Origin of the sequence: Amycolatopsis bullii (assembly GCF_014654205.1) — a bacterium.
GTDB classification, from domain to species: domain Bacteria; phylum Actinomycetota; class Actinomycetes; order Mycobacteriales; family Pseudonocardiaceae; genus Amycolatopsis; species Amycolatopsis plumensis.
Genome location: NZ_BNAW01000058.1, coordinates 15,675 through 41,880 on the forward strand (window position 1 = coordinate 15,675; position 26,206 = coordinate 41,880).

At 74.0% G+C, this 26,206-nt stretch carries 18 protein-coding genes; 7 read left to right on the top strand and 11 right to left on the bottom strand.

What is annotated here, in order from left to right; translation table 11 throughout:
• Positions 1 to 3: 3 nt before the first annotated feature.
• From IE317_RS38575 to IE317_RS38600, 6 genes are read left to right on the top strand one after another with little or no spacing between them, the layout of a single operon-like run.
• On the top strand, positions 4 to 8,964 hold the full coding sequence (locus IE317_RS38575; RefSeq protein ID WP_191316320.1) for a type I polyketide synthase: 8,961 nt from the start codon (positions 4 to 6) through the stop codon (positions 8,962 to 8,964).
• A gap of 33 nt (positions 8,965 to 8,997) precedes the next feature.
• A complete protein-coding gene (locus IE317_RS38580) occupies positions 8,998 to 9,840 on the top strand; it encodes a 3-hydroxyacyl-CoA dehydrogenase family protein (protein WP_191316321.1) in 843 nt (280 codons plus the stop codon).
• A 28-nt stretch (positions 9,841 to 9,868) separates the two neighbouring features.
• On the top strand, positions 9,869 to 10,120 hold the full coding sequence (locus IE317_RS38585; protein ID WP_003066161.1) for an acyl carrier protein: 252 nt from the start codon (positions 9,869 to 9,871) through the stop codon (positions 10,118 to 10,120).
• A 3-nt stretch (positions 10,121 to 10,123) separates the two neighbouring features.
• On the top strand, positions 10,124 to 11,263 hold the full coding sequence (locus IE317_RS38590; RefSeq protein WP_191316322.1) for an acyl-CoA dehydrogenase family protein: 1,140 nt from the start codon (positions 10,124 to 10,126) through the stop codon (positions 11,261 to 11,263).
• Positions 11,260 to 12,330 carry an HAD-IIIC family phosphatase gene (locus IE317_RS38595; protein ID WP_191316323.1) on the top strand — a complete coding sequence of 357 codons (1,071 nt, stop codon included), beginning with the start codon at positions 11,260 to 11,262 and terminating at the stop codon, positions 12,328 to 12,330. Before IE317_RS38590 ends, IE317_RS38595 begins: the two co-directional genes overlap by 4 nt.
• The gene (locus tag IE317_RS38600) at positions 12,327 to 13,073 is read left to right on the top strand and encodes a thioesterase II family protein (RefSeq protein WP_191316324.1); all 747 of its coding nucleotides are present in this window, start codon (positions 12,327 to 12,329) and stop codon (positions 13,071 to 13,073) included. The genes IE317_RS38595 and IE317_RS38600 overlap by 4 nt, the downstream gene beginning before the upstream one ends.
• Positions 13,074 to 13,346: 273 nt before the next feature.
• On the opposite strand, the gene IE317_RS38605 is transcribed toward IE317_RS38600, so the two are convergent.
• The 5 genes from IE317_RS38605 to IE317_RS38625 all read right to left on the bottom strand — a co-directional run bounded on the left by IE317_RS38605 (position 13,347) and on the right by IE317_RS38625 (position 19,864).
• Positions 13,347 to 16,376, bottom strand: coding sequence for a beta-ketoacyl synthase N-terminal-like domain-containing protein (locus IE317_RS38605; RefSeq protein WP_191316325.1), 3,030 nt, complete (start codon positions 16,374 to 16,376; stop codon positions 13,347 to 13,349).
• Between the two features lie 20 nt (positions 16,377 to 16,396).
• Positions 16,397 to 17,158, bottom strand: coding sequence for an ABC transporter permease (locus IE317_RS38610; protein ID WP_191316326.1), 762 nt, complete (start codon positions 17,156 to 17,158; stop codon positions 16,397 to 16,399).
• On the bottom strand, positions 17,142 to 17,981 hold the full coding sequence (locus IE317_RS38615; protein WP_191316327.1) for an ABC transporter ATP-binding protein: 840 nt from the start codon (positions 17,979 to 17,981) through the stop codon (positions 17,142 to 17,144). The genes IE317_RS38610 and IE317_RS38615 overlap by 17 nt, the downstream gene beginning before the upstream one ends.
• An 88-nt stretch (positions 17,982 to 18,069) precedes the next feature.
• Positions 18,070 to 19,602 (bottom strand): acyl-CoA ligase (AMP-forming), exosortase A system-associated, encoded by a 1,533-nt coding sequence (locus IE317_RS38620; protein ID WP_191316328.1) that lies wholly within the window; start codon positions 19,600 to 19,602, stop codon positions 18,070 to 18,072.
• Positions 19,595 to 19,864: a phosphopantetheine-binding protein gene (locus IE317_RS38625; RefSeq protein ID WP_191316329.1), complete on the bottom strand. Its 270-nt coding sequence runs from the start codon at positions 19,862 to 19,864 to the stop codon at positions 19,595 to 19,597. Before IE317_RS38625 ends, IE317_RS38620 begins: the two co-directional genes overlap by 8 nt.
• A gap of 182 nt (positions 19,865 to 20,046) precedes the next feature.
• Here IE317_RS38625 and IE317_RS45220 point away from each other — a divergent pair, with 182 nt between their 5' ends.
• Complete coding sequence (locus IE317_RS45220; RefSeq protein WP_191316330.1) at positions 20,047 to 21,030, top strand: LuxR C-terminal-related transcriptional regulator; 984 nt, start codon at positions 20,047 to 20,049, stop codon at positions 21,028 to 21,030.
• 223 nt (positions 21,031 to 21,253) lie between these two features.
• Here the strand turns inward: IE317_RS45220 and acpS are convergent, their stop codons facing one another.
• From acpS to IE317_RS38660, 6 genes are read right to left on the bottom strand one after another with little or no spacing between them, the layout of a single operon-like run.
• Positions 21,254 to 21,916, bottom strand: a complete 663-nt coding sequence (gene acpS / locus IE317_RS38635; RefSeq protein WP_191316331.1) for a holo-ACP synthase — start codon at positions 21,914 to 21,916, stop codon at positions 21,254 to 21,256.
• A complete protein-coding gene (locus tag IE317_RS38640; protein WP_191316332.1) occupies positions 21,913 to 22,662 on the bottom strand; it encodes a hypothetical protein in 750 nt (249 codons plus the stop codon). Before IE317_RS38640 ends, acpS begins: the two co-directional genes overlap by 4 nt.
• Entirely contained in the window at positions 22,655 to 23,794 is a 1,140-nt protein-coding gene (locus tag IE317_RS38645; protein ID WP_191316333.1) for an acyl-CoA dehydrogenase family protein, read from the bottom strand. The genes IE317_RS38640 and IE317_RS38645 overlap by 8 nt, the downstream gene beginning before the upstream one ends.
• Positions 23,791 to 24,399, bottom strand: a complete 609-nt coding sequence (locus tag IE317_RS38650; RefSeq protein WP_191316334.1) for an acyl-CoA dehydrogenase family protein — start codon at positions 24,397 to 24,399, stop codon at positions 23,791 to 23,793. Before IE317_RS38650 ends, IE317_RS38645 begins: the two co-directional genes overlap by 4 nt.
• Positions 24,396 to 25,343 carry a 3-oxoacyl-[acyl-carrier-protein] synthase III C-terminal domain-containing protein gene (locus tag IE317_RS38655; RefSeq protein ID WP_191316335.1) on the bottom strand — a complete coding sequence of 316 codons (948 nt, stop codon included), beginning with the start codon at positions 25,341 to 25,343 and terminating at the stop codon, positions 24,396 to 24,398. Before IE317_RS38655 ends, IE317_RS38650 begins: the two co-directional genes overlap by 4 nt.
• Complete coding sequence (locus IE317_RS38660; RefSeq protein ID WP_191316336.1) at positions 25,343 to 26,206, bottom strand: hypothetical protein; 864 nt, start codon at positions 26,204 to 26,206, stop codon at positions 25,343 to 25,345. Before IE317_RS38660 ends, IE317_RS38655 begins: the two co-directional genes overlap by 1 nt.

The following is a 26,206-nucleotide window of genomic DNA, read 5'->3' on the forward strand; positions in this document are numbered from 1 at the left end:
ACCGTGACCGACCCCAGCAGCAGCGAGATCTCCCCCACGGACATCGCCGTGGTCGGCATGGCCGGCCGCTTCCCGGGCGCCGACGACGTCGGCGCGCTCTGGGAGACCGTCCGCGCCGGCCGCTCCGGCATCACCCGTTTCACCGACGAAGAGCTCCTGGCCGCGGGCGTCCCCGCCGACCGGCTCGGCGACCCCGCCTACGTCAAGGCGGGCGCCGTCGTGCGCGGCGTCGAGGACTTCGACGCGGGCTTCTTCGGCATCAACCCGAAGGAAGCCCAGATCCTCGACCCGCAGCACCGGCTCTTCCTGGAGCACAGCCAGCACGCGCTGGAGGACGCGGCCTGCGACCCGGCGCGGTTCGACGGCGCGATCGGCGTGTTCGCCGGCTGCGCGTGGAGCACCTACCTGACCCACAACCTCACGCCGGCGAACGCGGCCGGGGAGATGGGCGAGATCGCCATCGCCCTCGGCAACGACAAGGACACCCTGGCCACCCGGGTTTCGCACACCCTCGGCCTGTCCGGTCCCGCCTTCAGCATCCAGAGCGCCTGCTCGACGTCGCTGGTCGCGGTGTGCGTCGCGGCGAGCAGCCTGGCCAACTTCGAATGCGACGTCGCCCTGGCCGGCGGCGTGTCGATCGGGGTACCGCACCGCGTCGGCTACCTCTACCAGCAGGGCGGCATCGCGCCGCCGGACGGCGAGTGCCGCGCGTTCGACGCGGCAGGCCTGGGCGCCCCGCTCGGCGGCGGCGTCGGCGTGGTCGCGCTGCGCCGGCTGGAGGACGCGCTCGCCGACGGCGACCGGGTGTACGCGGTCCTGCGCGGCTGGGCGGTCAACAACGACGCCGGCCGCAAGGTCGGCTTCACCGCGCCCGGTGTCGAGGGCCAGGCCACGGTGATCGCCGAGGCCCTCGCCGCCGCCGGACTGGAGCCCGCGGACATCGGGTACGTCGAGGCGCACGGCACCGGCACCGCCCTGGGTGACGCGGCCGAGATCGCCGCGCTGCAGCAGGTGTTCGCGGGCCGGTCGCTGCGGATCGGGTCGGTCAAGACGAACGTCGGGCACCTCGACCGCGCCGCCGGCGTGACGAACCTGATCAAGGCCGCGCTGGCGCTGCACCACGAGGAGATCCCGCCGACGCGCAACCTGGGCACGCCGAACCCGCAGCTCACCGCCGGGGACGCCGAGCTGAGCGTGGTCACCGAGCGCACGCCGTGGCCGCGCACGGACACCCCGCGCCGGGCCGGGGTCAGCGCGTTCGGCATCGGCGGCACGAACGCCCACGTCGTGCTGGAAGAAGCCCCCCTCCCCGTGCCCACCGAAGCGACCGGGCCGGAGCTGCTCGTGTGGTCGGCCCGGTCGGCCGCCGCCGCCGACGCGGCCACCGCGAACCTCGCCGCCCACCTCTCGGGCTCGGGCGACGCGCTCGCCGACGTCGCCCACACGCTCCAATGTGGACGCACGACGTTCGGGCACCGGCGGATGCTGGTCGCCGGCTCGGCAGCCGAGGCCGCGGAATCGCTGCGCGAGGGAGTCGTGTCGGCGTCGAGCGACGCGGGCACCGGCCGCCGCGTCGGGTTCCTCATCGCGGGCACCGGCGAGCAGTACCCGGGCCTGGCCGCGGAGCTGTACGAGACGGCGCCGGTGTTCCGGGCCGAGCTCGACCGCTGCCGCGCGCTGCTGGGGACGTCCGTTCTGGACGAGATGCTCGGCTCGCGCGAAGGCTCCGGCGGGCTGGCCGCGTTGCTGGGCCGCACGGATGGCGGTTCGCGTGCGGGCGACCGCACGGAGGTGCTGCACCCGGCGCTGTTCGCCGTCGAGTACGCGCTGGCGCAGCTCGTGCGCTCGTGGGGTGTCGAGCCGTCGGTGCTGGTCGGGTACAGCCTCGGCGAGTACGTGGCCGCGTGCCTGGCCGGGGTGCTTTCGCTCTCCGACGCCCTCGCGCTGGTGAGCCACCGGGCCGGACTGATCGCCGCGCTGCCCGGCGGCGCCATGGCCGCCGTGCCGCTGCCGGCCGACGACGTGCGGGCCCGGATCGACGGCCTGGACCTCGACATCGCCGCGGTGAACGGGCCGCAGCTGACGGTCGTGTCCGGGACTCCGGCGGCGATCGAGGCGCTGCGCGGGTCACTGGGTGACGTGCCGTGCCGGCCGCTGGCGACGACGCACGCCTTCCACTCGCGGCAGCTCGCCTCGCTGCGGGAGGAGCTGACCGCGTGGGTCGCCGCGAACGTCACGCTGTCCGCGCCCACGATCCCCTACGTCTCCAACGTGACCGGTGAGCTGGTCACCGTCGCACCGGAGCCCGGGTACTGGGCCGAGCACATGTGCGCGCCCGTCCGGTTCGACGACGCGCTGGCCACCCTGCTGGCCGACGAGGACACCGTGCTGCTGGAGCTCGGCCCGGGCCGGTCGCTGGGTGCGATGGTGCGCGGGCACCGGGCGTGCGCGCCTTCGCGCTGGGCCTCGGTGGTCCCGACGCTGCCGGGCGCCGACGACCCGGCCACCGCGACGGTCGCGCTAACCGAGGCGGCCGGGCGGCTGTGGCTGGCCGGGGTGGACCTCGACTGGACGGGGGTCCGTGGCGGCCGCGGGGCCCGGCGCGTGGGCCTGCCGGGCTACCCGTTCCAGCGTTCGCGGTACTGGATCGAGGCGCCGGGGACGGTGACGCCTTCGGTTCCGCAGCTCACTGCGGAGCCCGACGAGCACGTGCAGCTGCTGACCCCGACGTGGCGGCCCGAGCCGGCGGCCGCGGGCGGGACGACGGGTCGCGTGGCGATCCTGCCGGATTCCGGTGGGGTGGCCGAGGCGCTGACCGCGCTGCTCGGTGCCGTGGTGGACGCGGCCGAGGCGGACACGGTGGTCGACCTGTCGGTCCTCGACCTGGACGATGACGTGGCCGCGGTGCACGCGGTGTCCCGCACCCTGGCCGCGGCGGCGGGTGACGGGTCGCGGGCGGTCCGGGTGGTCGTGGCCACCCGCGCAGGCCAGGCGGCCGGAGCGATGCCGCCAGTCGGCCCGGGCCAGGCGGCCGCATCCGCCCCTGCCCACCCCGCAGGCCCGGCCACCCACGCGGGCGTGCCCCGCCCGGCGCAGGCGGCCGTCGCCGTGTTGCCGGTTGTCGCGAACCAGGAGCACCTCAACCTCCACGCGGGGACCGTCGACCTCGACCCCGCGCACACCCCCGCCGAAGCCGCCGCCGTCCTGGCCGCCGAACTGCGCGCGCCCGGCCCCCCGCTCGTCGCCTACCGCGGGGACCAGCGGCTCGTCCCGGACTACCGGCCCGCGGAACCCGGCGGCGCGCCCGCCATCCGCGAAGGCGGCAGGTACCTCATCACCGGCGGCTTCGGCGGCGTCGGGCTCACCGTGGCCGAGCACCTGGTCACCCAAGGCGCGCGACGGCTGGTCCTGGCCGGCCGCAGCGGGGGCAGCGACGCGGCCGTGGCCCGGCTGCGCGCGCTGGGCGCCGACGTGCACGCCCCTCGCGTGGACGTCGGCGACCCGGCCGCGGTGCGGGCGCTGCTCAGCGAACGGTTCGACGGCATCGTGCACGCCGCCGCCGACTCCGACCCGGCCGGGTTCCGCCCGCTGTCCGAAGTGGACGCGTCCGACATCGCCCGGCACTTCGCCGCCAAGGTCGGCGGCGCCCGGAACATCGCCGCGGCCATTCAAACCCTCCCCGAGTCCGACCGTCCCGAGTGGACACTCCTGTTCTCCTCCACCTCGGCGCTGCTCGGCGGCGTCACCTTCGGCAGCTACGCCGCCGCCAACGCCGCCCTGCTCGCCGAGGCCCACGGCCGTCCCGGCTGGATCGCCGCCGCCTGGGACACCTGGCCCGGCACCCTCGACCGGCTCGACGCCAGGCTCGGCGCGTCCATGGCCCAGCACTCGATGACCCGGGCCCAGGCACTGGCCGCGTTCGACCGCCTCACCGGCCCGGCCGTGGTGGTCGCCGCCGGCGGGCTCGACGACCGGCTCCCCGGCACCACGCAACACACGAAGACGACCACCGCGGACCGCTTCCCGCGGCCCGACCTGCCCCAGCCCTACACCCCGCCGATGACCGCGACCGAACGTGGGCTGGCCGAGGTCTGGTCGTCGGTGCTGGGCGTCGAACCGGTCGGCACCCGGGACAACTTCTTCGACCTCAACGGCAACTCGCTGCTCGCCCTGCAGATGCTCGCCCTGGTCAAGGAACGCTTCGGCGTCGCCATCCCCACCGTCACCCTGTTCGAGCTGCCCACCGTCCAGGCCCTCGCCGCCACCCTCGACGACCAAGCACCGGCACCCGCGAAAGCTCCGGCGGTCCAGGAAGCCGATCCCGACGACGACGAGCTCGACCGGCACATCGCCATCGTCGGCATGGCCGGGCGGTTCCCCGGCGCGGGCACGGTCGACGAGTTCTGGCGCAACCTCTGCGACGGCGTCGAGTCGATCACCTTCTTCAGCCCCGACGAGCTCATCGCCGCCGGGGTCGACCCGGCGCAGGTCCGCGACCCGGCGTACGTGCCGGCGCGGCCGGTGCTCGACGACGTCACCGGCTTCGACGCCGCGTTCTTCGGCCTCAGCCCGCGTATGGCGGCGCTGACCGACCCGCAGCAGCGGCTGTTCCTCGAGGTCTGCTGGGAAGCCCTGGAGGGGGCCGGGTACGCGCGGCCCGGCGACGAGCGCGGCCGGGTCGGCGTCTTCGGCGGCTGCAACCTCTCGACGTACCTGCTCGGTATCGCCGGCCAATTCACCTCCGACGCCGACGCCAGCATCTACGAGCTGGTGATGGGCAACGACAAGGACGCGCTGACCACCACCGTGTCCTACCTGTTCGACCTGCGCGGCCCGAGCATGGCGGTACAGACGTTCTGCTCGACGTCGCTGGTCGCGGTGCACACCGCGATGCGCAGCCTGCGGGCCGGGGACTGCGAGATGGCCCTCGCGGGCGGCGTCTCGGTCCGCGTGCCGGACCGGATCGGGCACCTGCACTCCCCCGGCGGCCAGGAGTCGCCGGACGGCCACGTGCGCACCTTCGACGCCCAGGCCCACGGCAGCATGTTCGGCGACGGCGCCACCGTCGTCGTCCTGAAGAAGCTCGGCGCCGCCCTGCGCGACGGCGACCACATCTGGTCGGTGATCCGCGGCTCGGCGATGAACAACGACGGTGCCCACAAGGTCGGCTACACCGCGCCGAGCGTCGGCGGGCAGTCGCGGGTGATCGCCGACGCGATGGCCGACGCGCGGGTCGCCGCCGAGGACGTCGGGTACGTCGAGGCCCACGGCACCGCGACCGAGCTGGGCGACCCGATCGAGGTCGCCGCGCTGACCCGGGCGTTCGGGGACACCGCCGAGAAGCAGTACTGCGCGCTGGGCTCGGTGAAGCCGAACGTCGGGCACCTCGACCGCGCGGCGGGCACGGCCGGGCTGATCAAGGCGTCGCTGGTCGTCCGCGAGGGCCTGATCCCGCCGACGCTGCACTACACCGCGCCGAACCCGGAAATCGACTTCGAGCACAGCCCGTTCCGGGTGGCCGCCGAGCTCGCGCCGTGGAACACCGACGGCGGCCGTCCCCGGATCGCCGGGCTCAACTCGCTGGGCATGGGAGGCACCAACGTGCACGTCGTCGTCGAACAGCCGCCGGACCGGCCCGCACCGCCTCCGGGCGACCCGGACACCGAGCGCCGCTACCAGGTGCTGCCCGTCTCGGCCCGCACCGCGGACGCGGCCGATGCCGCGGCCCGGCGGCTCGGCGAGCACCTCGCCGGGACTCCGGACGCGCGGCTGGCCGACGTCGCGTTCACGCTGCAGGAGGGCCGCAAGACCTTCGAACACCGGCGGGCCGCCGTCGCGTCCGATGTGGACAGTGCGGTCGCCGCACTGGACGCGCCCGCGACCCGGGTGGAACCGGTGCAGGACCGGCCGGTGGCGTTCCTCTTCGCCGGCGTCGGCGAGCAGTACCCCGGTCTCGTGGGCGAGCTGTACCGGCGCGAGCCGGTGTTCCGCGCCCACCTCGACGAGTGCCTGGCCCACCTCGACGCCGACGGCGACCTCGTCACCGGCGCCCGCGGCGGCGGGCCGAGCCTGGCCGCGCTGCTCGGCCGCACCGGTCAGGAGGACCCGCGCGCCGAACGGCTCCAGCGGACGGAACTGGCGCAGCCGCTCATGTTCGCCGTCGACTACGCCCTGGCTCGGACGCTGATGGACTGGGGACTGCGGCCCACCGCGATGCTCGGCTACAGCCTCGGCGAGTACGTCGCCGCCTGCCTGGCCGGGGTGCTCTCCCTCCCCGACGCCCTCGCGCTGGTCGCCAAGCGCGCGGAGCTGATCGCCGCCCTGCCGGGCGGGTCGATGGCCGCGGTGCCGCTGTCCGGCACCGAGCTGGCGGCACGCTTCGACCTCGCGGGCATCGACATCGCCGCGGTGAACGGCCCCGAGCTGGTCGTGGTGGCCGGGGAGACGACCGCTGTCGACCGGCTCGCGCGGGACCTGCGGGCCGCGGATCTCCCGTGCCGTCCGCTGCGCACCAGCCACGCGTTCCACTCGCGGATGCTGACGCCGGCCGCGGCCGGGCTGACCGCGTGGATCGCCGCGAACGTCACGCTCACCGCCCCCGAGCTGCCCTACCTGTCCAACGTCACCGGCGGCCCCGCGACCGCCGAGTTGGTCACCGACCCCGGCTACTGGGCCCGGCACATGTGCGAGACCGTCCGGTTCGCCGACGCGGCCACCGAGCTGCTGGCCGACGAGCACCTCGCGGTCGTCGAGATCGGCCCCGGCCCGTCGCTCGGTGCGCTGCTGCGCGGGCTGAGCCCGGCCAGCCGGTGGCCGATGATCACCGCCACGCTCCCCGCCGCGGACGACCCGCGGCCCGCCGACGCAGTCCTCACCGACGGCCTGGCCCGGCTGTGGCTGCTCGGCGCGGACCTCGACTGGTCGGCCTACCACGGCCGCGGCCCGGCGACGCCGGTCTACCGCGGCACCGCCCCCGGCCGCGTCCCGCTGCCGACCTACCCCTTCCAGCGCCAGCGCTACTGGATCGAGGCGAAGCCGGCCACCGGGACGACCCGGGTCGAGACCCCCGCGGAGGGGCCTCTGGAGGAGTTCGACCGGATCCCGCTGCTGCCGGAGGAGCAGTGGATCAGCCTGCCCACCTGGCGCCAGACCTCCGCCGCGCCCGCCGCACCGCAGCCCGCGTCCTGGCTCGTGTTCGCCCGGCCCGGCCTGGCCGAGGACGTCCTCGACGGGATCCGCCGCACCGGCGACCCGGTGACCGTGGTCCGGCCGGGCGCGGGGTACCGGCCGGGCCCGGACGCCACCGTCCGCCCCGGCGACGTCGACGACCTGCTGCACCTGCTGCGCGACCTCAAGCGCGGCGGGACCCGGCTCGACCGCGTGGTGCACCTGTGGAACCTCGACGACGACTCCCTGCTGCTCGGCCTCCACACGCTCGTCGCGCTGGCCCGCGCCGCCGGTGAGCTCGGCCTGGGCGGCTGGACGCTCGACCTCGCCGCGACCGGCACCCAGCGCGTCCTGCACGACGGCGAGCTCCGGCCCGACGCGGCCACGCTCACCGGCCCCAACCTGGTCATCCCGATGGAGTACCCGGGTGTGCAGACGCGGCTGATCGACGTCGACGCGGCCGCCGGGGCCGCCGCGGTGGTGGCCGAGCTGCACCGCCCGGCGCCGGGCAGGACGGTCGCGCTGCGCGGGTCGCGGCGCTGGCTGCCCGGCTACGAAGTCCTGGCGCCGCAGCCGATCGAGCAGGCGGCGAGCGTGCTGCGCGAGGACGGCGTCTATCTGATCACCGGCGGCCTCGGCGGGATCGGGCTGGCCATGGCCGAGCGGCTGGCCCGCGACAGCCACGCGAAACTCGTCCTGTTCGGCCGCCGCGGCCTGCCGCCGCGCGAGCGCTGGGCCGGGATCGCCGACGGCACCGACGAGGTGCCCGGCACGGTCCGCGACCGCGTCGACCGCGTCCGGGAGATCGAGGCGCTCGGCGGTGAAGTGGTGGTCGTCGAAGGCGACGTCGCCGAAGAGGCCGACGTCCGGCACGCGGTCGCCGTCGCGGTCGAGCGGTTCGGGGCGCTGCACGGCATCCTGCACACCGCCGGGGTGCCGGGCACCGGGCTGATGCAGTTCAAGCAGGCCGGCGACGCCGACCAGGTCCTCGCGCCCAAGCTGCCCGGCTCGCGGGCGCTCAGCGCGGCCACCGAGGGCCTGGGCCTCGACTTCGTCGCGTTGTTCTCCTCGATCACGTCGGTCACCGGCGGTGGTCCCGGCCAGGTCGACTACTGCGCCGGCAACGCGTGGCTCGACGCCTACGCCGCCTCCCATGGCGGCCGCACGGTGTCGATCTCGTGGGGCGAGTGGACCTGGAACGCCTGGGACGACGGCCTTTCCGGCTACGAGGAGGACATCCAGACCTACTTCCGCGAGCACCGCGTCAAGTTCGGCATCGACTTCGAGCAGGGCTGGCGCACGCTGCTGCGGGCACTGGCCTCGGGCGAACCGCACGTCGTGGTGTCCACGCAGGACTTGGACGCGGTGACGGCCGTGGCGGCCCGGTTCAGCGTCGACGCGGTCACCTCGGCCGCGCACGGCGGCTCGACGGCCGACCGGCACCCGCGGCCGGACCTGGTGACGCCGTTCCAGGAACCCGAAAGCGACACCGAACGGGCCGTCGCGGAGGCGTGGTGCGAAATGCTGCGCCTGGACCGGGTCGGCGCGTCCGACAACTTCTTCGAACTCGGCGGCACGTCGCTGCTCGGCATCTCGCTGCTGGCGACGCTGCGCACGGTGTTCCCGGACGCCGAGCTGCCGCCGCACATCATCCACGAGGCCCCGACCGTCGCCGCGCTCGCGAAGATCGCCGCCGGCGGCCCGGAGATCCCCGAACCCGCACCCGACAGCAGCGCGCAGGGACAGCTGCGCCGCTCCGGCATCAAGGCCGCGGCCGCCCGACGGCGCCGGGCCTGAACGACAACTCCGCACAGCAGAAAGGGAACAGTCATGGCAGTCACGGGAGTGGTGGGCGCCGGCGTCATGGGCATCGGCGTCGCCCAGGACTTCGCCGCCGCCGGCCACGAGGTCGTGCTGGTCGACAAGGACGAGCGGATCCTCGAGGAGGCGCGGGCCGCGATCACGCGCAACTGCCGGCTCAGCCGGCTGATGGGCGGCCCCGCGCTCGACGCCGACGAGATCCTCGCCCGGATCACCACCGCGGTCGGCCTGGCCGCGCTGGACAAGACCGAGATCCTCGTCGAGAACGTCACCGAGGACTGGGACATCAAGGCCGCCGTGCACGCCGAGCTCGACGAGGTCTGCGGCCCCGGCACGGTGATCATCGCCAACACTTCGGCCGTGCCGATCACGCGGATCGCGTCGGTCGGCAAGAACCCGGGCCGCGTCATCGGCGTGCACTTCATGAACCCGGTGCCGCAGAAGCCGGTCGTCGAGCTGATCCCCGGCTTCCACACCACGCCGGAGACCATCCTGCGCACCCGCGAGCTGCTGACCAGCATCGGCAAGCGCTGGGTCGACGTGAAGGACGCTTCGGGCTTCGTGTCCAACCGCGTGCTCATGCTGACCGTCAACGAGGCCGCCTACCTGGTGCACGAGGGCGTCGCCACCGCGGAGTCGGTCGACGAGGTGTTCCGCGGCTGCTTCGGCCACCCGATGGGCCCGCTGGAGACCGCCGACCTGATCGGCGTCGACACGATCCTCTACAGCGTCGAGGTGCTCTACGAGCACTACGCCGACTCGAAGTACCGCCCCTGCCCGCTGCTCAAGCAGATGACCGACGCCGGCCTGCACGGCCGCAAGTCCGGCCGCGGCTTCTACACCTACAGCTGAATCCCCTTACCGAGAAGGAGAACCTGCCATGTCCGAGACCACCGGCGACATCCTCGCCTTCATCACCGGCCGCTTCCCGCAGGCCGAGATCACCGCGACCGAGGACATCTTCTCGCTCGGCTACATCAACTCCCTGTTCGCCATGGAGCTGGTGATGCACCTGGAGAAGACCTTCGCCGTCACCATCCCGAACGAGGAGCTGCGGATCGACAACTTCCGCACCGCGGCGGCGATGACCGAGCTGGTCGGCCGCCTGCGCCCGGCCGCGACGGTGGGCTGACCCGTGCCGGAGGTACTCACCGCGGTCCGCGCGCCCGGCCGCGAGGCCGCGCGGGCCTTCGTGGACGAGCACGTCGTCCCCTTCGCCGACGCGTGGGACAAAGCCGGGCGGATCCCCGAGGACCTGCTGAACAAGATCGCCGAGGCCGGGCTGTGGGCGCCGTTCCTGCCGCCCGAGCTCGGCGGGTTCGGCCTCGACATGGTCACCCTCGGCGAGATCCACGAAGAGGTCGGCCGCGGCTGCTCGTCGGTCCGCAGCCTGCTGACCGTGCACACCATGCTCTCCTGGGCGTTGCTGCGCTTCGGCACCGAGGCGCAGCAGCACCGCTGGGGGCCGGAGTTGGCGAGCGGACGCGTCCTCGGCGCGTTCTGCCTGTCCGAGCCCGGCGCGGGCAGCGACACGGCCGCGATCACCACGACCGCGACCCCGGACGGGGACGGCTGGCGGCTCGACGGCCTCAAGAAGTGGACCACCAACGGGCAGCGCGCGGACCTGTTCCTGGTCTTCGCGAAGGGCCCGGCCAGCACGATCGCGCTGCTCGTGCCGCGCGACGCACCCGGCGTCACGGTCACCCCGATCGACGACATCCTCGGGACGCGCTCGTCGATGCTGGCTGAGATCGGGTTCGACGGCGTCCGGCTGGGCCCGGACGCACTGCTCGGGCCGAGCGGGTTCGCGTCCGGCATGGTCCTGACCGGCACGCTCGACCTCGGCCGCTACAGCGTGGCGGCCGGATCGGTGGGCATCATCCAGGCCTGCGCCGACGCGTGCGCCGACTACACGAGCCGTCGTACGGTCGGCGGCACGCCGTTGAAGGACCTGCCGCTGATCCAGGCGAAGCTGTCGGACATGGTCACCGACGTCCGCGCGGCCCGGCTGCTGCTGGCCGAGGCCGGCCGGCTCAAGGACCGCGGCGACTCGGCCACGATCATGGCCACCTGGGTGGCGAAGTACTTCGCGTCGGTCGCGGCCGCTCGCCACGCGTCCGAGGCCGTGCAGGTGCACGGCGCCAACGGCTGCAGCGGGGACTACCCCGTCGCCCGGTTCTACCGGGACTCGAAGGTCATGGAGATCATCGAGGGCAGCACCGAGATCCAGCGGATGACCATCGCCGCCGAGGCCTACCGGAAGCAGGTACCGTGACCAGTCTCGTTTCCCCGGCACCCGCGGTCGGCAAGCCGGTGCAGGGCAAGATCAAGTGCGTGGTGTGGGACCTCGACAACACCGTCTGGGACGGCGTCCTGCTGGAAGACGGCGACGTCCGGCTGCGGCCGTGGGTGGTCGAGCACGTCAAGCGGCTCGACGCGATGGGCGTGCTGCACTCGGTCGCCAGTAAGAACGACCACGAGGCCGCGATGGCGAAGCTGCGCGAGTTCGGCCTGGACGAGTACTTCCTGTTCCCGCGCATCTCGTGGAACGCGAAGTCGGTCTCGATCGGCCAGATCGCGCAGAAGCTCAACCTGGGGCTGGACGCCTTCGCGTTCGTCGACGACCAGGAGTTCGAGCGCGCCGAGGTGGCGTTCGCGCTGCCGCAGGTGACCACTGTGGACATCCTGGAGGCCGACGAAGTGTTGCGGCGACCGGAGTTCGCGCCCCGGTTCGTCACCGACGAGTCGGCCCAGCGGCGCGGGATGTACTTCAGCCAGCTCGCCCGCGACGACGTCGAGGCGGACTTCGCCGGCACCGGCGAAGACTTCCTGGCCAGCTTGGACCTGCGGTTCACGATTGCGCCGGCGCGGCGGGAGGACCTGCAGCGGGCGGAGGAGCTGACCGTCCGCACCAACCAGCTCAACTCGACCGGGCGGACGTATTCCTACGACGAACTGGACGCGTTGCGCTCGTCGCCGGACCACGTGCTGCTCGTCGCGTCGCTGACCGACAAGTTCGGCTCCTACGGGAAGATCGGGCTGGCGCTGCTGGAGAAGGGTTCGCCGGACTGGCGGCTGAACATGATGCTGATGTCGTGCCGCGTGATGTCGCGCGGGGTCGGCACGGTGCTGCTGGGCCACGTGATGGGCCTGGCGCGGGCCGCGGGCGCGGGGTTGCGCGCGGACTTCGTCGAGACCGGGCGGAACCGGATGATGCAGATCACGTACGCGTTCAGCGGGTTCCGCGAGGTGGCGCGGGACGGCTCGAACGTGGTGCTGGCGGCGGACCTCGCCGAGATCCAGGAGCCGCCGGCGTACGTGACGCTCGAGGTGGAGTCGTGACGACGGCCGTCGCGAGCCGCTGGCTGCCGTTCCCCGCGACCGCGGGGAACGTGCGGCTGTACTGCCTGCCGCACGCGGGCGGCTCGGCCTCGGCGTTCCGCGCGTGGATCGGCCGGCTGCCCGGGGTGACGGTGTGCCCGGTGCAGCCGCCCGGCCGGGAAACGCGGCAGAAGGACTCGCCGCACACGTCGATGGCTTCCTACGTTGCCGACCTTGCGGACTTCGTGGCGTCGGGTGAGGGGCCGTACGCGGTCTACGGGCACAGCTTGGGTGCGCTGGTCGGGTTCGAGCTGGTGCGGGAGATCGCCCGGCGCGGGGCGGCTTCGCCGGTGCACCTGGTGGTGTCGGGCTGCCCGGCCCCGCAGTGGCTGACCCCGGACGACCCGATCGTGGCGGGCATGGGCGACGCGGAGATCGTGGCCCTGCTGCGCACGCTGGGCGGCACGCCGGAGGTGTTCCTGAACGACCCCCGCGTCCTGCGGCTCATCCTGCCGCCGATCCGGGCGGACCTGACGGTGAAGAACACGTACGGCTACACCCCCGGCCCTCCGCTGGAGTTGCCGGTCACGGCCCTGGCGAGCACCTCGGACGTCCGCGCGAGTGTCGAGTCGGTGCTGGCCTGGCAGGAGCAGACGGTCCGCCCCTTCCGCGGGCACGTGCTGGACGGCGGGCACTTCGCGGTGCTGGAGCAGGAGAACGTCACCTTGGCCCACCTGGCCGCCGCCCTCCGCCCCTGGTCCTGAACGGGCTCCAGACGTGATTGGCGAGGCATCAAGCGTGATTGGCGGGGCATCGAGTGTGATGCCCCGCCGATCACGGCTGATGCCCGCTGGATCACGCGAGATGCCCGCTGGATCACGCGAGATGCCCGGCCAGTCACGTGTGAAGCCCCGCCGCGCGGGGTACTGAACACCCGGAACGTGGTGGGTCCGCCGCCAATACCCCTGGCGGCGGGCCCATCACCCACATCGAAAGGGCCCCTACCCGATCTCGGGTAGGGGCCCTTTCGATGTGGGTCAGGAGCGTTCTTCGGCGATGCGGGCGGCGAGCAGGCGGACCGTCGGGAGTTCGACGACCGCTGTCGCGGGGAGGTTCCACTCCGCCGCGATGCGGACCGCTCCCGCCGAGCGGCCGCCCAGGTCGAAGAAGTTGTCGTCCGCGCCGATCTCGTCGTAACCCAGTGCCGCCGCCCAGGCGGCCGCCACCTCCTGCTCGAGGCCCGGCTCCGGCTCGACGAACGGCGTCCCCAGCTCCGGCCGCGGTCGGAGGGAAGCCGTCGCCTGGACCGGCTCGGCCGCGGAGACCGGCCGGACCGGGGGCACTCCGGAGAGCACGACTTCGGTGAGGTGGTCGGCCGCCGCCACCGCGGCCAGCACCGACGGCGACGGATCCGAGGCAGACACCACCGTGGTCCAGAGCCCGCGGCCGGCGAGCCGGGCCACCCGGGCCTCGGCGGCCGCCTGACGCCCGGTCGCGCCCGGCTGGACCACGAGAATCCCCCGCCGTCCGCCCAGGTCGGGCAGGACGGCACCGACGGGCTCGCCCCAGCCTGGCCCGTCGGCGGCTCGGTACACCGCGGCCTCCGCGTGCCCCGCCAGGGCGCACGGCTCGTGGTGCAGCCGCCAGGACTGGTCGCCACGGACCGCCAGAGGGGTTTCCCGGCACAAGATCGCCGCCAGGACCTGGTCGACGGCCGCGTCCGGGCCCACGTCCACGTGGCGGGGGGTCAGCGTGGTGAGCGCCGCCTGCGCAGGCGTTGTCAGGTCGGGCCCGAGGACGCCGACCGCACCGGACGTCAGCGTGACCATCCCGGGCCACAGCCCGGCCGCCGTCTCGATCTCGCCCGGGGCGCCGCCCAGGGCGAAGCCGTGCACCACCGTGCGGGGCACCACCACCAGCGAACGCAGCAGCTCGGGCAGGTCGCCCGGGCCCACGACGAAGTCACCGGTGTCCAGCGCCGCGAATCCGGGCCCAGAGCGAACGGTGGTCACTTCCGACCCCGCCAGGGTGATCCGTGCGGCCAGCGCCTCGCCGACCGGATCCCCGGCGAACACCAGCCACGGCCCCGCCGCTCGCACCCGGCGCTCGAGACCGGCCACCGGCTGGGGCTCGAGCCGCCACGACGGCACGTGGGCCGCCGGGCTCGGCGGCGGGTCCACCCAGAACCGCTTGCGCTGGAACGGATACGATGGCAGCTCCACCCGGCGGCCCTCGCCGCGGTGCAGGGCCGCCCAATCCACGCTGCAGCCCGCGAGCCACAACCGCGCCACGGCGGACAGCACCCACGCGGCATCCGAGCCGCCGTCGACGACCAGGGTGTCGGTGGCGCTCTCGTCGAGCCGGACACCCAGCCGGGTCAGGCCGGCGGTCAACGCCGACAGCGCGCCCTCGCGCGTGGCCGCCGGCGCGGGAACCTCGTCCCCGGCCAGCAGGCGGTGCGCGGCCGAGGCCGTCGACGCCCAGCCGGGACCGGCACCCGCGACCAAGCGGAACCTCGGGTCACGCCGACGCGTCTCGCCGTCGATCCACCGGCCCGGATCGGCCAGGGCCGCGACCGCGTCCGGCAGGTCCCGGACCACCACCGCGCGCCGCAGGGCGAAGTGGCCCCGCGACACCTGCAGCGTGAAAGCCACGTCACCGAGCTCCAGGGACGGGTGCGCGGCGAGGTGGGCCCGCAGCCGCGAGGTCGCCTCGTCGAGGGCGGCCGGATCACCGGCGGAGAACGTCAGCAGGTGCGGGCCGCCCGGCGGCCGGGGCGAACGACGAGGTGGCTCCTCCAGCACCACGTGCGCGTTCGTCCCGCCGACGCCGAACGAGCTGACACCGGCGCGCCGCGGGGTGCCGTCGGACGGCCAGGGCACGTCGGCGGGCAGCACGGTGAACCGGTCACCGAGCGCGGGATTGGGCGTGCGGAACCCGGCGGTGCCCGGCAGCACGCCGTCCCGCAGGTTCACCGCCGCCCGGATGAGGGACGTGACACCCGAAGCCCGGTCCAGGTGCCCGATGCTCGGCTTGACGGAGCTGAGCACGCACGGCGAAGCACGCCCCGGCCCGAACACCCGGTTCAGCGCGGCCAGCTCGATCGAGTCGCCCAGCGGTGTCCCGACGGCGTGGCACTCGACGTACCCCACCGTTTCCGGCTTCACCCCGGCCACGGCGAGCGCGGTGTCGACCACCGCGGCCTGCCCGGCGACGCCGGGAGCGGGGTACCCGGCGCGGTCCCGGCCGTCGTTGTTGACCGCCGAGCCGAGGATCACCGCGTGCACGACGTCGCCGTCGGCGAGGGCGTCCTCCAGGCGTTTCAGCGCGACGACGGCGGCGCCGGAGCCCATCACCGTGCCGTTGGCGGCCGCGTCGAGGGCCCGGACCCGGCCGTCGGGCGACAGGATGTCGCCTTCCGCATGAAGGTGGCCGCCGGTCTGCGGCAGCGGCAGCGCGGCGCCACCGGCCAGCGCCAGGTCGCACTCGTAGGTCAGCAGGCTCTGGCAGGCCAGGTGCACCGCGACCAGCGAGGTCGAGCAGTACGTCTGCACGGTGATCGCCGGGCCGCGCAGCCCCAGCTTGTACGACACGAGCGACGTCAGCGAATCGCGCTCCACGCCCGCGGACAACAGGGGTTTGCCGCCCGGTTCCGCGGCGAGGCCGGAAAGGTTGCGGGTCAGGTAGTCGGGGAACGCGCAGCCGGCGAACAGCCCGACGGGCACGCCCGGATCGGTCGGCCGGTAGCCGGCCCGTTCGAGGGCTTCCCACGAGCATTCCAGCAGCAGCCGGTGGTGCGGTTCCAGGGTCTCGGCCTCCCGTGCGGAAAGCCCGAAGGCGGCGGCGTCGAAGGTCTCGACGCCGCCTTCGACGGGCCCGCCGACGCGGACGTGGCCCGGGGTGGCCGGGTCCACGCCCGCGGCGGCGAGCTCGTCGTCGGTCAGTTCGCGCAGGCCGGGGATCCCGGCCGCGAGGTTGCGGCGCAGCTGCTCGACGTCGGCGGCGCCGGGGAACCGGCCCGCCATTCCGACGAGCGCCACGGCCGGTTCGGGTGCCGGTTCCGTCATGGCAGGTCCTTTCGACGACGTCAGAGCAGGTGGCTGCGGCCCCAGCCGTGGGCCAGCCGGTAGGTGGCGAACGCCCCGGTGGCCAGGCCGATCCCGAGCACGATCACCGCCGGGCGCAGCATGGCCTCGGCGTTGCCCGCCATCGCCGCGCGGATCAGCGACAGTCCCCAGTAGCCCGGGGAGAACGGCGCGGCCGCCTGCGCCCACGACGGCATCAGCGACACCGGCAGCAGCGAGCCGCCGAGCGAGCTGATGGTGATCGCGCCGAGGTCGACGGCGACGATCAGGTCGCCGCGGCTGCGGACCACAGTGGACAGTGCCGCGCCCATGGCCAGCAACATGAAGCCCCACAGGCACATCGCCCCGAAGACCAGGCCCGGCGACACCGGGAACGGCATCCCGACGACGAGCCAGCCGTAGATGATCAGCACGCCCTGCTGGATGAGCAGCACGACGAACACCGGGACGGCCTTGCCGATCAGCAGCTCCGCGCGTGCGGCCCGGCTGGCGCGCAGCCGGTCCCAGGTACGCCACTCGCGTTCGACGAAGATCGCGTTGCCCACGATCGCCATGGCGAACACCGAGAACATCACCAGCTGCCCGGTGACGGCCTCGACGGCCCCGGTGCCCAGCGCCTTCACGTACAGCGGCTGGAACAGCACCATGAAGATCATCGGCGTGATCAGGTAGCTGATCAGCTGGGAAGGGTCGCGCAGGCGCAGGATCGCGTTGTAGCGGACGAGGGCGCCGGCCCGGGAGAGGGAGTCAGTGCGCGTCGACATCGGTCACCGCCAGGGAGTGGTAGAGGTCGTCCAGGCTGGGGTTGCGCAGCTCGACGGACTCGACCGGCCGCGTCACGGTGGGCAACAGGTCCAGCAGCGTGCCGGTCGGGTCGGTGGTCGAGACGGTCAGCTGCTCGTCGGCGGTGCGCACGCGGACCTCCCCGGGCAGGCCCGACAACAGCTCGTCCGCGCCGCCGCGCGCGATCACCCGGCCTTCGGCGGCCACCGCGATCGTGGCCTGCAGGTCGGTCAGTTCGGTCAGGTAGTGGGTGGTATAAACCACTGCGGCTCCCTCGCCTGCTCGTTGCTTGACCACGTCGAGCAGCGCCTGACGGGTCTCGGGGTCGGCACCGGCGGTCGGCTCGTCGAGCAGCAGCAGCGCCGGCCGGTGCACCAGCGCCGTCGCGGCCTGCGCCCGCCGCTGCTGGCCGCCCGAGAGCAGGCCGCAGGTGCGGTTCAGGAATCCCTCCAGCCGCAGTGCGGCGGTGAGGTCGTCGATGGCCGTGCGCAGCGCGGCCCGGCGCAGGCCGGCCAGGCGGCCGTACAGCTCCAGGTGCTCGCGCACGGTCAGCGGGCGGTAGAGCGCGATGTGCTGCGGGGAGATGCCGATGCGGTCGCGGGCGCGCGTCGGCGATTCGCCGTCGACGAGCACGGTTCCGCTGTCCGGGCGCAGCAGCCCGGACACCATTTCGACGAAGGTGGTCTTGCCGGCACCGTTGTGGCCGACCAGCCCGACGATCTCGCCCGCGGCGACCTCGAGGCTGAAGCCGTCGAGGGCTTGCACTTCGTCGTAGCGTTTCCGGAGGTCGATTGCTTGCAACATAGGGATCGCTCCTTGCGATTCACGGCTCTTGCAATGTCGCACGGGGACGGCCGGGGCGGCGCTTCCCCGCGGTGGCAGGAAACTGCCGTCATTCGGTGCCGACGGGCACCACGCTCAGCGACTGTCGCAGCGCGACGCGGTCGAACTTGCCGTTGACCGACCGGGGCAGCTTCGGCAGCACCTCGATCCGCCGCGGCAGCATGTACGCGGGCAGTTCCTTCGCCAGCGCGCGGGAAATCGCCTCGGCGTCCCCTTCGGGCGCGACCGCCAGCACGATCCGGTAGCCCAGCACGGGATCCGGCACGCCGAACGCGGCCGCCTCCCCCACCAGGCCCGTCACGTAGGCGGCCTCTTCGACCTCGGCGGGGCTGACGCGGTAACCCGAAGTCTTGATCATCTCGTCGGTCCGGCCGACGAAATAGAGGAACCCGTCCTCGTCGCGGTAGACGGTGTCGCCCGACCAGACGGCGATCTCCGGGCGCACCAGGCCGTCCGGGCCGGGCACCGGGCGGAAGCGCTCCGCCGTGCGCTCCGGGTCGTTCCAGTAGCCGAGCGCCACGAGCGCGCCGCGGTGCACCAGCTCGCCGTGCTCGCCGGGCGGGCAGGGCGAGCCGTCGGGACGCAGCACGAGGACTTCGGCGTTGGGGATCGCCTTGCCGATCGAGCCGGGACGGCGGTCCGCCTCGGCCGGGTCGAGGTAGGTGGAGCGGAACGCTTCGGTGAGGCCGTACATCAGGAACGGCTGCGCCGCCGGGAAGATCTCGCGCAGCCGGGCCAGCGTGGCGCGCGGCATGCGGCCGCCGGTGTTGGCGAAGTACCGCAGCCGCCCGGTCGCCGCGGCGGGCCACTCCTGCGTCACCAGCTGCAGCCACAACGGCGGCACGCAGGTCAGCGCGGTGACGCCGTGCCGGGCGCAGAGCCGGACGATGTCCTTGGGCAGCAGGTAGTTCACGAGCACCACGTGCGCGCCGGCGGCGAACGCGGTGGTGAGCTGGCTGAACCCCGCGTCGAAGCTCAGCGGCAGCGCGGCGAGCACGACGTCGTCACGCGTGTGGCCGAGGTATTCGGCCACGCTCGCGGCGCCGGCGAGCAGGTTGCGGTGGGAGAGCACCACGCCCTTGGGGCCGCCGGTGCTGCCGGAGGTGTACATGATCGCGGCCGGGTCCTGGTCGATCACGGTGGCGGGTACCGCCTCCGGTGCGGCCGCGGTCAGCGCGTCCCACCCCGGGGTGCCGAACACGACGACCGGGGTGCTCTCGGGCACGGCCTCGCGGACCGTCACCAGCCGCTCGGTGGTCGTGAGGACCACCTTCGGCGTGCAGTCGGTGGCGACGTGGGCGATGTGGCGTCCCTTGAACAGCGGGTTCAGCGGCACCAGGACCGCGCTGGCGGCCGAGGCGGCGAACAGCGCGACGACGGTTTCCAGGCGCTTCTCCGCGTACACCGCCACCCGGTCGCCGCGGCGCACGCCGAGCCGGTGCAGGCCGTGGGCGACGCGCGCGACCTGGTCGGCGAGCTCGGCGTAGGTCAGCGTCCGGTCCTTGTACGTCAGGGCCGGATCGCCGGGCGCGCCACGGGTGAGGAGCGCATCGAGCCGCACCGGGGCGGCGGCCTCAGACATCGGCGGGCTCCGGCGCGACGAACTCCGCCACAGCCGCCCACAGGCTGCCCGCGGTGGCGAAGGTGTCCTCGGTGAGCAGCTCGTCAGGCAGCTCGAAGCCGAAGGTCTCCTCCAGATCGGTGACGAGCTGCACGACGCCCATCGAGTCGAGCCCGAGCGCGGCGAGGTCGTCGTCCTCGGCGAGCCGGTCCCCGAGCGCGTAGGGCAGGTGCGCGATCAGGATCTCGAGGAACCTCGGCGGGATGGGGAGTGTGTCAGGCATTTCGTCACCCTGTTTCGCGTTCGGCGGTCAACCGTGTCCCCCCGAGGACACCACCGGCCGGACTCACCCGGCTCTCACGCCGCTCTCATCCCGCCACCGCCGGGCGAGAGCGGCGTGAGAGCCGTCCGAGAACACCGGCTGCGACGGTGGAAAACGCAGAAGCCCGGATCTTTGGAGGCACGATGTCGACGGCCACACTCCCGCCGCCCGGGGCGTTCTCCGTGCCCGAGCCCGACCCCGAAGCCGAGCTGTACCGCTACGCGACCCGCTGCGGCCGGATCGCGTCCGTGGACACCGCCGCAGCGCACCTCGGCCTGCCCGCGGACACGGTCCAGGCGGCCGCGGCCCGGCTCGTGGAGCTGCACCTGCTGCGGGCGGTCGACGGCGCGCTGGTCCCCCGCGAACCCGAAGCGGCCGCGGAGCTGGTCGTGACGCCGCTGGAACGCGCGATGTACGAACGGCGCGAGCTGGCCGACCGCCTGCGCGAGCGCATCGACGGCATCACCCGCGCCCCGGCCGGCGCCGCGGGCACGCTCGACCGCCTGGAGGGCATCGCCGAGATCCGCGGCCTGATCAAGCTGGCGGCCGAGGTCTGCCGCGACGAGCTGGTGGTCCTGCACCCGGGCGAGGCGGCCGACGACCTGGTCGACGAGCTGCTGGACGCGTGCTATTCGGTGCTGGGCGACGGCGTCGGCGTCCGGGTGGTGTGCCCGCACCGCAGCCGCGCGGGGTACGCGGCCCGGGCGCGGTTGACCCAGCTCGCCGGCCGCGGGGCCAACATCCGCACGCTGAGCCGGGTCCCGCAGGCGGCGGTGGTGTTCGACCGTTCGCTGGCGGTGACGCTGGACGTCGCCGACCTGTCCGCCCGCCGGGTCCGCGACCAGGGCATGGTGCGGTTCCTGCTGGGCCTGTTCGACCAGCTGTGGGACGGCGCGACGCCGTTCGCGGCCGAGGAACAGGGCTACAGCGGCGAGATCGCGCACGACCTGCAGCAGACGATCGCGCGCCTGATGGCCCAGGGCCTGACGGACGAGGTCGTGGCGCGGCGGTTGGGGATGTCGGTGCGCACCTGCCGCCGGCACATCGCCGCGATGCTCCAGAACCTCGACGCAGTTTCCCGCTTCCAGGCGGGTGTCCAGGCGGCTTCGCGCTTCACCCTGGCCTGACCCGCGCCCCCGTCCCAAGCGCCCCAAGGCGGCCTTGGTTGCGTCTGACGCACCGAAGGCCGCCTTGGTTGCGCCTCCCATGCCCCCACCGCCACCCTCAACGGAGGCGCTCCGCGCCGCAGTGCTGATTCAACGCACCGAAGGCCACATTGGGGCGCTCGGGCCGTTGCAGGCGAGAAGGGGCCTTCCGCAGCTCGCGGAAGGCCCCTTCTCTCTGCCCGCCCTACCAGCCGGCCGCCTCGGCGACCACACCGTAGGTGCCCGGCAGATCGGTCATCCGGTAGATGCCGGCCTCCGGGACGCGGATGCCGTACCGGTGCTCGATCCGGGCGAGCAGCTCGATCACCACCACCGACGTGACCCCCAGATCGCCCGCGAACGACGTCGCGGTGGCCACCTCGCCGGCGGGGACCGAGAACAGGTCGGCCGCCAGGGCCGCCAGCTCGTCGAAGCGAGCCGGGACCGGGGCGGCGACCGCAGGCGCGGCCGCGCGGCGGAACGGGCGGGGCGGGCGGGCGCAGGCCGCCGCCGCGACCGCGACCACCAGGTCGGCCTGGTGGCTCAGCGTCACCACGATCTCCTCCAGGCCCGCCTCGTCCGCGATCTCCGCCGCGCCGCCGCCGAGGGTCACCAACGGCGCTCCCCAGTCGTCGTTGGTCACCTCGATGTCACGCCAGCGCAGGCCCTGGCCGAAGCCACGGCCCAGCATCTTGCAGGTGGCCTCCTTGACGGAAAACCGCCCGGCCAGCCGTTCCAGGGACCGTTCGGCACCCATCCGGGCGGCCTGCTCGAGCTCCACCGGGGTGAAGACCAGCGTCCGGTACCGGTGGTGCGCCGCGACCTCCGCGAACCGCGGGATCGACATCAGGTCCACGCCGATTCTCATCCACTCCGCCCCCCGAGCAGGCTCGCCGTGGCCGCCGGCACCAGCCGCAGCGCGGAGACGTCGACCGCGAGCAGCGCCAGCCAGCCCTCGCGGAGCGGTCCGCGCGTGTGGAGCAGGACGCGGTCGCCGTCGGCGACCACGCCTTCGGCCAGTGCCGCGCAGAAGGCCAGCCACGCGTCGCACGGGCCGCGGCCGGTGAACCGGTGGCCGCCCGTCAACGCGGGTTTCCCTTCGCCGCAGCCGGAAACCGTCAACGCCGAGGCGCCGCGCCGCACCCGCACCCCGACCGCCGCGAACCGCGGGTGACCGCAGGCCGCGTCGGCGAACAGCGGCTCGTCGCAGACCACCGCCGTCGCCTCGGTCTCGACCGCCCACTCCAGCAGCCCGAAAACCGCCGTGCCGCCGAGCTCGTCCAGGTGCGAGAGGCCGACGTCCTCGCCCTCCCAGCCGCTGCGGTGCACCAGTCCCGCCAGCGCGGCGACATTGGGGTCGCGCAACGGACCCGAGCGCACGAAGAACAGCGGCTGCGGTACGGCGGGCGGCCCCAGCGCGGCGAGGACCTGCGCGGTGACGTCGACGTCGTCGTCCTCCGGGATCCGCACCATCAGACGGGACAGCGGAATGCCGGCGGCGGCCAGCCGCTCCGGCGGCACCAGGTCGGCCGCGCCGGGCAACGCCGACAACGGCACGTACTCCTCGCGCCGGGCCGCGGCGAAGGCGATCGTGTCGATCCCGAGGTCAGGCATCGGCGTCTCCCGCCTGGTACCCGCGCGCCACGTGCAGGCGGTGGATGTTGCCGGTGCCCTCCATGAACTCGAACGCGTGCACGTCCCGCGTCCACTTCTCCAGCAGCGAGTGCTCGATCAGGCCGGCCGGGCCGAGCGCGGCCGACGCCCAGTGCGCCGTCCCCACCGCCAGGCCGACCGCGCCGAGCTTCGCCGCGCTGGAGAGGTAGCCGCGCTCGGGGTCGCCGTCGATCCGCGCCGCCGCCTCGTACACCAGCTCCCGGCCCGCTTCGGCGCGGGCGAGGGCGAGCTGGCCGCCGGGGGCGTTCTTGCGGTGCTCCAGCACGTACTCGACCATCGCCAGCGCGGTGCCCACGGCGGACGCGGCGATCCGGACCCGCATGTGGTTGAACGTCGTGATGGCGGCGAAGATCCCCCGCCGCGTCGCCGGCAGGTGGTCGCCCAGCATGCGCCCGGCCGGAATGGCGACGTCCGAAAAGGACAGCCGGCTGATGTAGGCGCCGCGGAGACCGATCATCTCGAGCTTCTCGCCCTGCCAGCCCGGCGCCGGGACCTCGACCAGCGCCGCGCGGATCGACAGCGCGCCGCGGCCGGTGCGGCCGAACACCACGCCGACGCTGCCGCGGGCGGCGTTACCGACGTAGCACTTGCCGCCGGTGAGCCGCCAGCCGTCGCCGTCGCGGTCGAAGCGGGTCTCCATCGCCGTCGCGTCGTTGCCGCGGCCCTCTTCGGTCATCGCGAAGAACGACCAGCGGCGGCCGCCGTGCATCCGGGTGAAGAACCACTCCTGCTGCTCGGGCGTGCCGAGCAGCTCGACGAACACCCCGGCCAGGCCAGGCGACGGGCAGGCCAGGATGGCGCCGACGTCCCCGCGGGCCAGTTCGATCAGCCCGGCGACGTTCTCCAGGCACGAGCCGCGTTCCATCGCCCGCAGCAACGGCGTCGACGGCAGCGACTCGCGGTACTGCGGCGGCGTGTCGGCCTGCCGGACCATCTCGAACACGGGCGAGTTGTAGTGCTCCTCCATCGCATCCGGGTCGACGTCGATGGCCAGGGCCCGCGACCGCAGGTCCACGGCCGCCTCCCGGCTCAGGTCGCGGACGGCGCGAACGCGTTCGCTCAGCTCGATCATGCCGGTTCTCCTTCCGGTTCCCGGTCCACCCAGGTGCCGGCCACCAGGGCCGAGACGTAGAGCGACCGCGCGGGTGAGGTGGCCAGGAAGCCGGAGGCGCCGAGGTGCTGGGCCACCCGCCAGCCCAGCTCGTCGAGTTCGCGGTGGACGTCGGCCACGGCAGCCGGGTGCCGCTGCGAGCGCACCTGGGCGCGCAGCCGTTCCACCGCGGCCATCACGTCGCCGATCGCGCCGGCGATCAGCTGCTTGCGGATCAGCGGTTCGTCGCCGCTGGTGCGGTTCGACAGGTGCTCGACGACGTGGTCGAGCACCGAGCGCAGCACCCCCAGCCGGACCGCGGCCAGGTGCCGGCCGAAGTCGGCCAGCTCGTGGGCGTCCCGCTCTTCGCGGGGACGGCCCGGGGTGGCGAGGAAGACGATGTCCTCGCGGTCGGCCAGGCTGTGCGTGCGCACTTCGGCACCTTCGGGGACGGCCCCGGCGGGCACGGCCGCGTATCGGCCGGGGGCCAGCCGGTCGGCCGGGGTGGCGGGCAGGGCCCGCGCGAGACCGGCGGCGAGGCCGGCCCTGCGTGCGGTGCGCTCGCATTCGAGCAGGCTGGTGGTCACTTCTCCTCCACGACCTCGACGATCACCGACTGGAAGTAGGCGCCCTGGCCCACGGAGACCAGGGCGCAGCGCTGTCCGGGACGCAGCCGGCCGGCCGCGTCGGCGTGCTGCAACGCGAGCAGGGAGTCGACCCCGAAGTTGTGCCCGCGCTCGGCGACCAGGTCCAGGGGGATCCGGTCGAACGGGAACCCGGACAGCCCGCTGAAGGTGCGCCAGAACATCCGGTTGGACAGGTCCGGCAGCACCCAGTCCACATCGGACAGGGTGAGGCCGGCATCGCGCGCCGCGGCGCCGACGACGGCCACCGCCTGCTCGCAGCAGACCTTGCCGAAGAGCGTGAACTCCTCCTTGGTCATCCGCAGGCTGCGGTGGAACCGGGTGTCGCGGGTGCTCGCGCCGCCGAGGTAGCGGTAGCGGGCGGGCCCCCGTCCGACCACGAGGGCCGCGGCGGTGTCGCCCGCGACGGTGGTGCCCGGGATGTAGCGGCCGCGGTCGCTCGCGCTGCCCTGGTCGCCGCCGAGCACGAGCACCCGGTCGTCGGGGTCCGCGCCGGGCCGGGCCAGGTAGCGCCGGGCCAGTTCGACCGAGCGCAGCACCGACGTGCAGTTCACGTGCGACACCCCGAAGAACGGGACGCCCGGCAGGCCGAGCGCGTCGCGCAGCCGGTCGGGGAACTGCCCGCACAGGTCCAGCTCGGCGATGAGCAGCGTGTGGCCGTAGAGCACCAGGCTCGCCGCCCCGCCGCCGAGCGCGGCCCGTCCGGCCTCGGCCAGGTGGTCCGCCATCCGCTCGCCCGGCGCGAGCACCGGGCTGTCGCGCAGGCCGTAGATGCGGCCGAACATGCGCCGCTCCAGCGGTTTGGCGCCCGACCGCACGAGCACGTCGTCGACGGCCTCGACGCGGCCGGGCAGCCGCACGGCGACCCGGGACAGCCCCGTGTCCATCAGTGCTCCCTCCCCGGAACGAGCAGGCAGCTGCAGAACGTGCCGCTGGCGGGCTCGAAGTCGACCAGCAGTACCGGCTCCTCCAGCGGCCAGTGGCGGGCGAGACCCGCCCACACCCCCGTGCACCACAGATCCGGCACCGCCTCGACCCGCCCGGCGTACGGCGTGCCCGCGAGCCGCTTGGCGAGGCCCGCTCCCGCCAGCACCGCCACGCCCGGGTGCCGGTACAGCACGTCGGCCAGGGCGAGGGTTGCCGTGTGCGGGCCGGTTCCGCCGAGGCGCACCTCCTCCAGCTCGGTCACCGCGACGTCGCCGGTCGCGCCGGCCTGCAGCAGCACCGCCGCGTCGGGGCGGTGGGTGGCCGGGTGGCCGCTGTCCCACAGCACGGCGTTCTGGTCGAACACCAGCAGCGCCGCCGAGGACGCCTCGCCGAGCCGGCACAGGCCATCCAGCAGGCGCAACGCCGTGAAGGCCGCACCCGGGCCCGGCCCGGCGACGGAACACGGCTCCGGGTTGCCCGGCAGGCGCCCGGCCAGGTAGCAGCCGGCGACTTCCGAGTGGTACAGGTCGGGCGAGTGGTAGGCGAGCACCACCGCGTCCAGGGGCGGCAGCGGCGTGGCCGCGTCCGCCAGCAGGGCCTCGGTCATCTCGATGAACCCGTTGCCGGTGCGGGCCAGGAAGTCCTCCTGGTCCGCCGCGGCGCCGAAGGTCTCGACCATCAGCCGGGCCAGTTCCGGGCGCATCCCGAACACCGGCTTGGCGCGTTCGGTGAACACCCGGTGCGTCACGCCGGTCAGGTGCACCCCGGCCGGGCGCGGGGGTACCGCGGCCCGGCCCGGGGGCGCGAGGGTTTGGAGGGACAT

Bases quoted from the DNA above. Each gene is read 5' to 3' on its own strand.
- IE317_RS38585 (WP_003066161.1), top strand. From the start codon at position 9,869: ATGTCCGAGACCACCGGCGACATCCTCGCCTTCATCACCGGCCGCTTC.
- IE317_RS38660 (WP_191316336.1), bottom strand. From the start codon at position 26,206: ATGTCCCTCCAAACCCTCGCGCCCCCGGGCCGGGCCGCGGTACCCCCG.
- IE317_RS38640 (WP_191316332.1), bottom strand. From the start codon at position 22,662: ATGCCTGACCTCGGGATCGACACGATCGCCTTCGCCGCGGCCCGGCGC.
- IE317_RS45220 (WP_191316330.1), top strand. From the start codon at position 20,047: ATGTCGACGGCCACACTCCCGCCGCCCGGGGCGTTCTCCGTGCCCGAG.
- IE317_RS38620 (WP_191316328.1), bottom strand. From the start codon at position 19,602: ATGTCTGAGGCCGCCGCCCCGGTGCGGCTCGATGCGCTCCTCACCCGT.
- IE317_RS38610 (WP_191316326.1), bottom strand. From the start codon at position 17,158: ATGTCGACGCGCACTGACTCCCTCTCCCGGGCCGGCGCCCTCGTCCGC.
- IE317_RS38625 (WP_191316329.1), bottom strand. From the start codon at position 19,864: ATGCCTGACACACTCCCCATCCCGCCGAGGTTCCTCGAGATCCTGATC.
- IE317_RS38645 (WP_191316333.1), bottom strand. From the start codon at position 23,794: ATGATCGAGCTGAGCGAACGCGTTCGCGCCGTCCGCGACCTGAGCCGG.
- IE317_RS38605 (WP_191316325.1), bottom strand. From the start codon at position 16,376: ATGACGGAACCGGCACCCGAACCGGCCGTGGCGCTCGTCGGAATGGCG.
- IE317_RS38655 (WP_191316335.1), bottom strand. From the start codon at position 25,343: ATGGACACGGGGCTGTCCCGGGTCGCCGTGCGGCTGCCCGGCCGCGTC.
- acpS (WP_191316331.1), bottom strand. From the start codon at position 21,916: ATGAGAATCGGCGTGGACCTGATGTCGATCCCGCGGTTCGCGGAGGTC.
- IE317_RS38615 (WP_191316327.1), bottom strand. From the start codon at position 17,981: ATGTTGCAAGCAATCGACCTCCGGAAACGCTACGACGAAGTGCAAGCC.
- IE317_RS38580 (WP_191316321.1), top strand. From the start codon at position 8,998: ATGGCAGTCACGGGAGTGGTGGGCGCCGGCGTCATGGGCATCGGCGTC.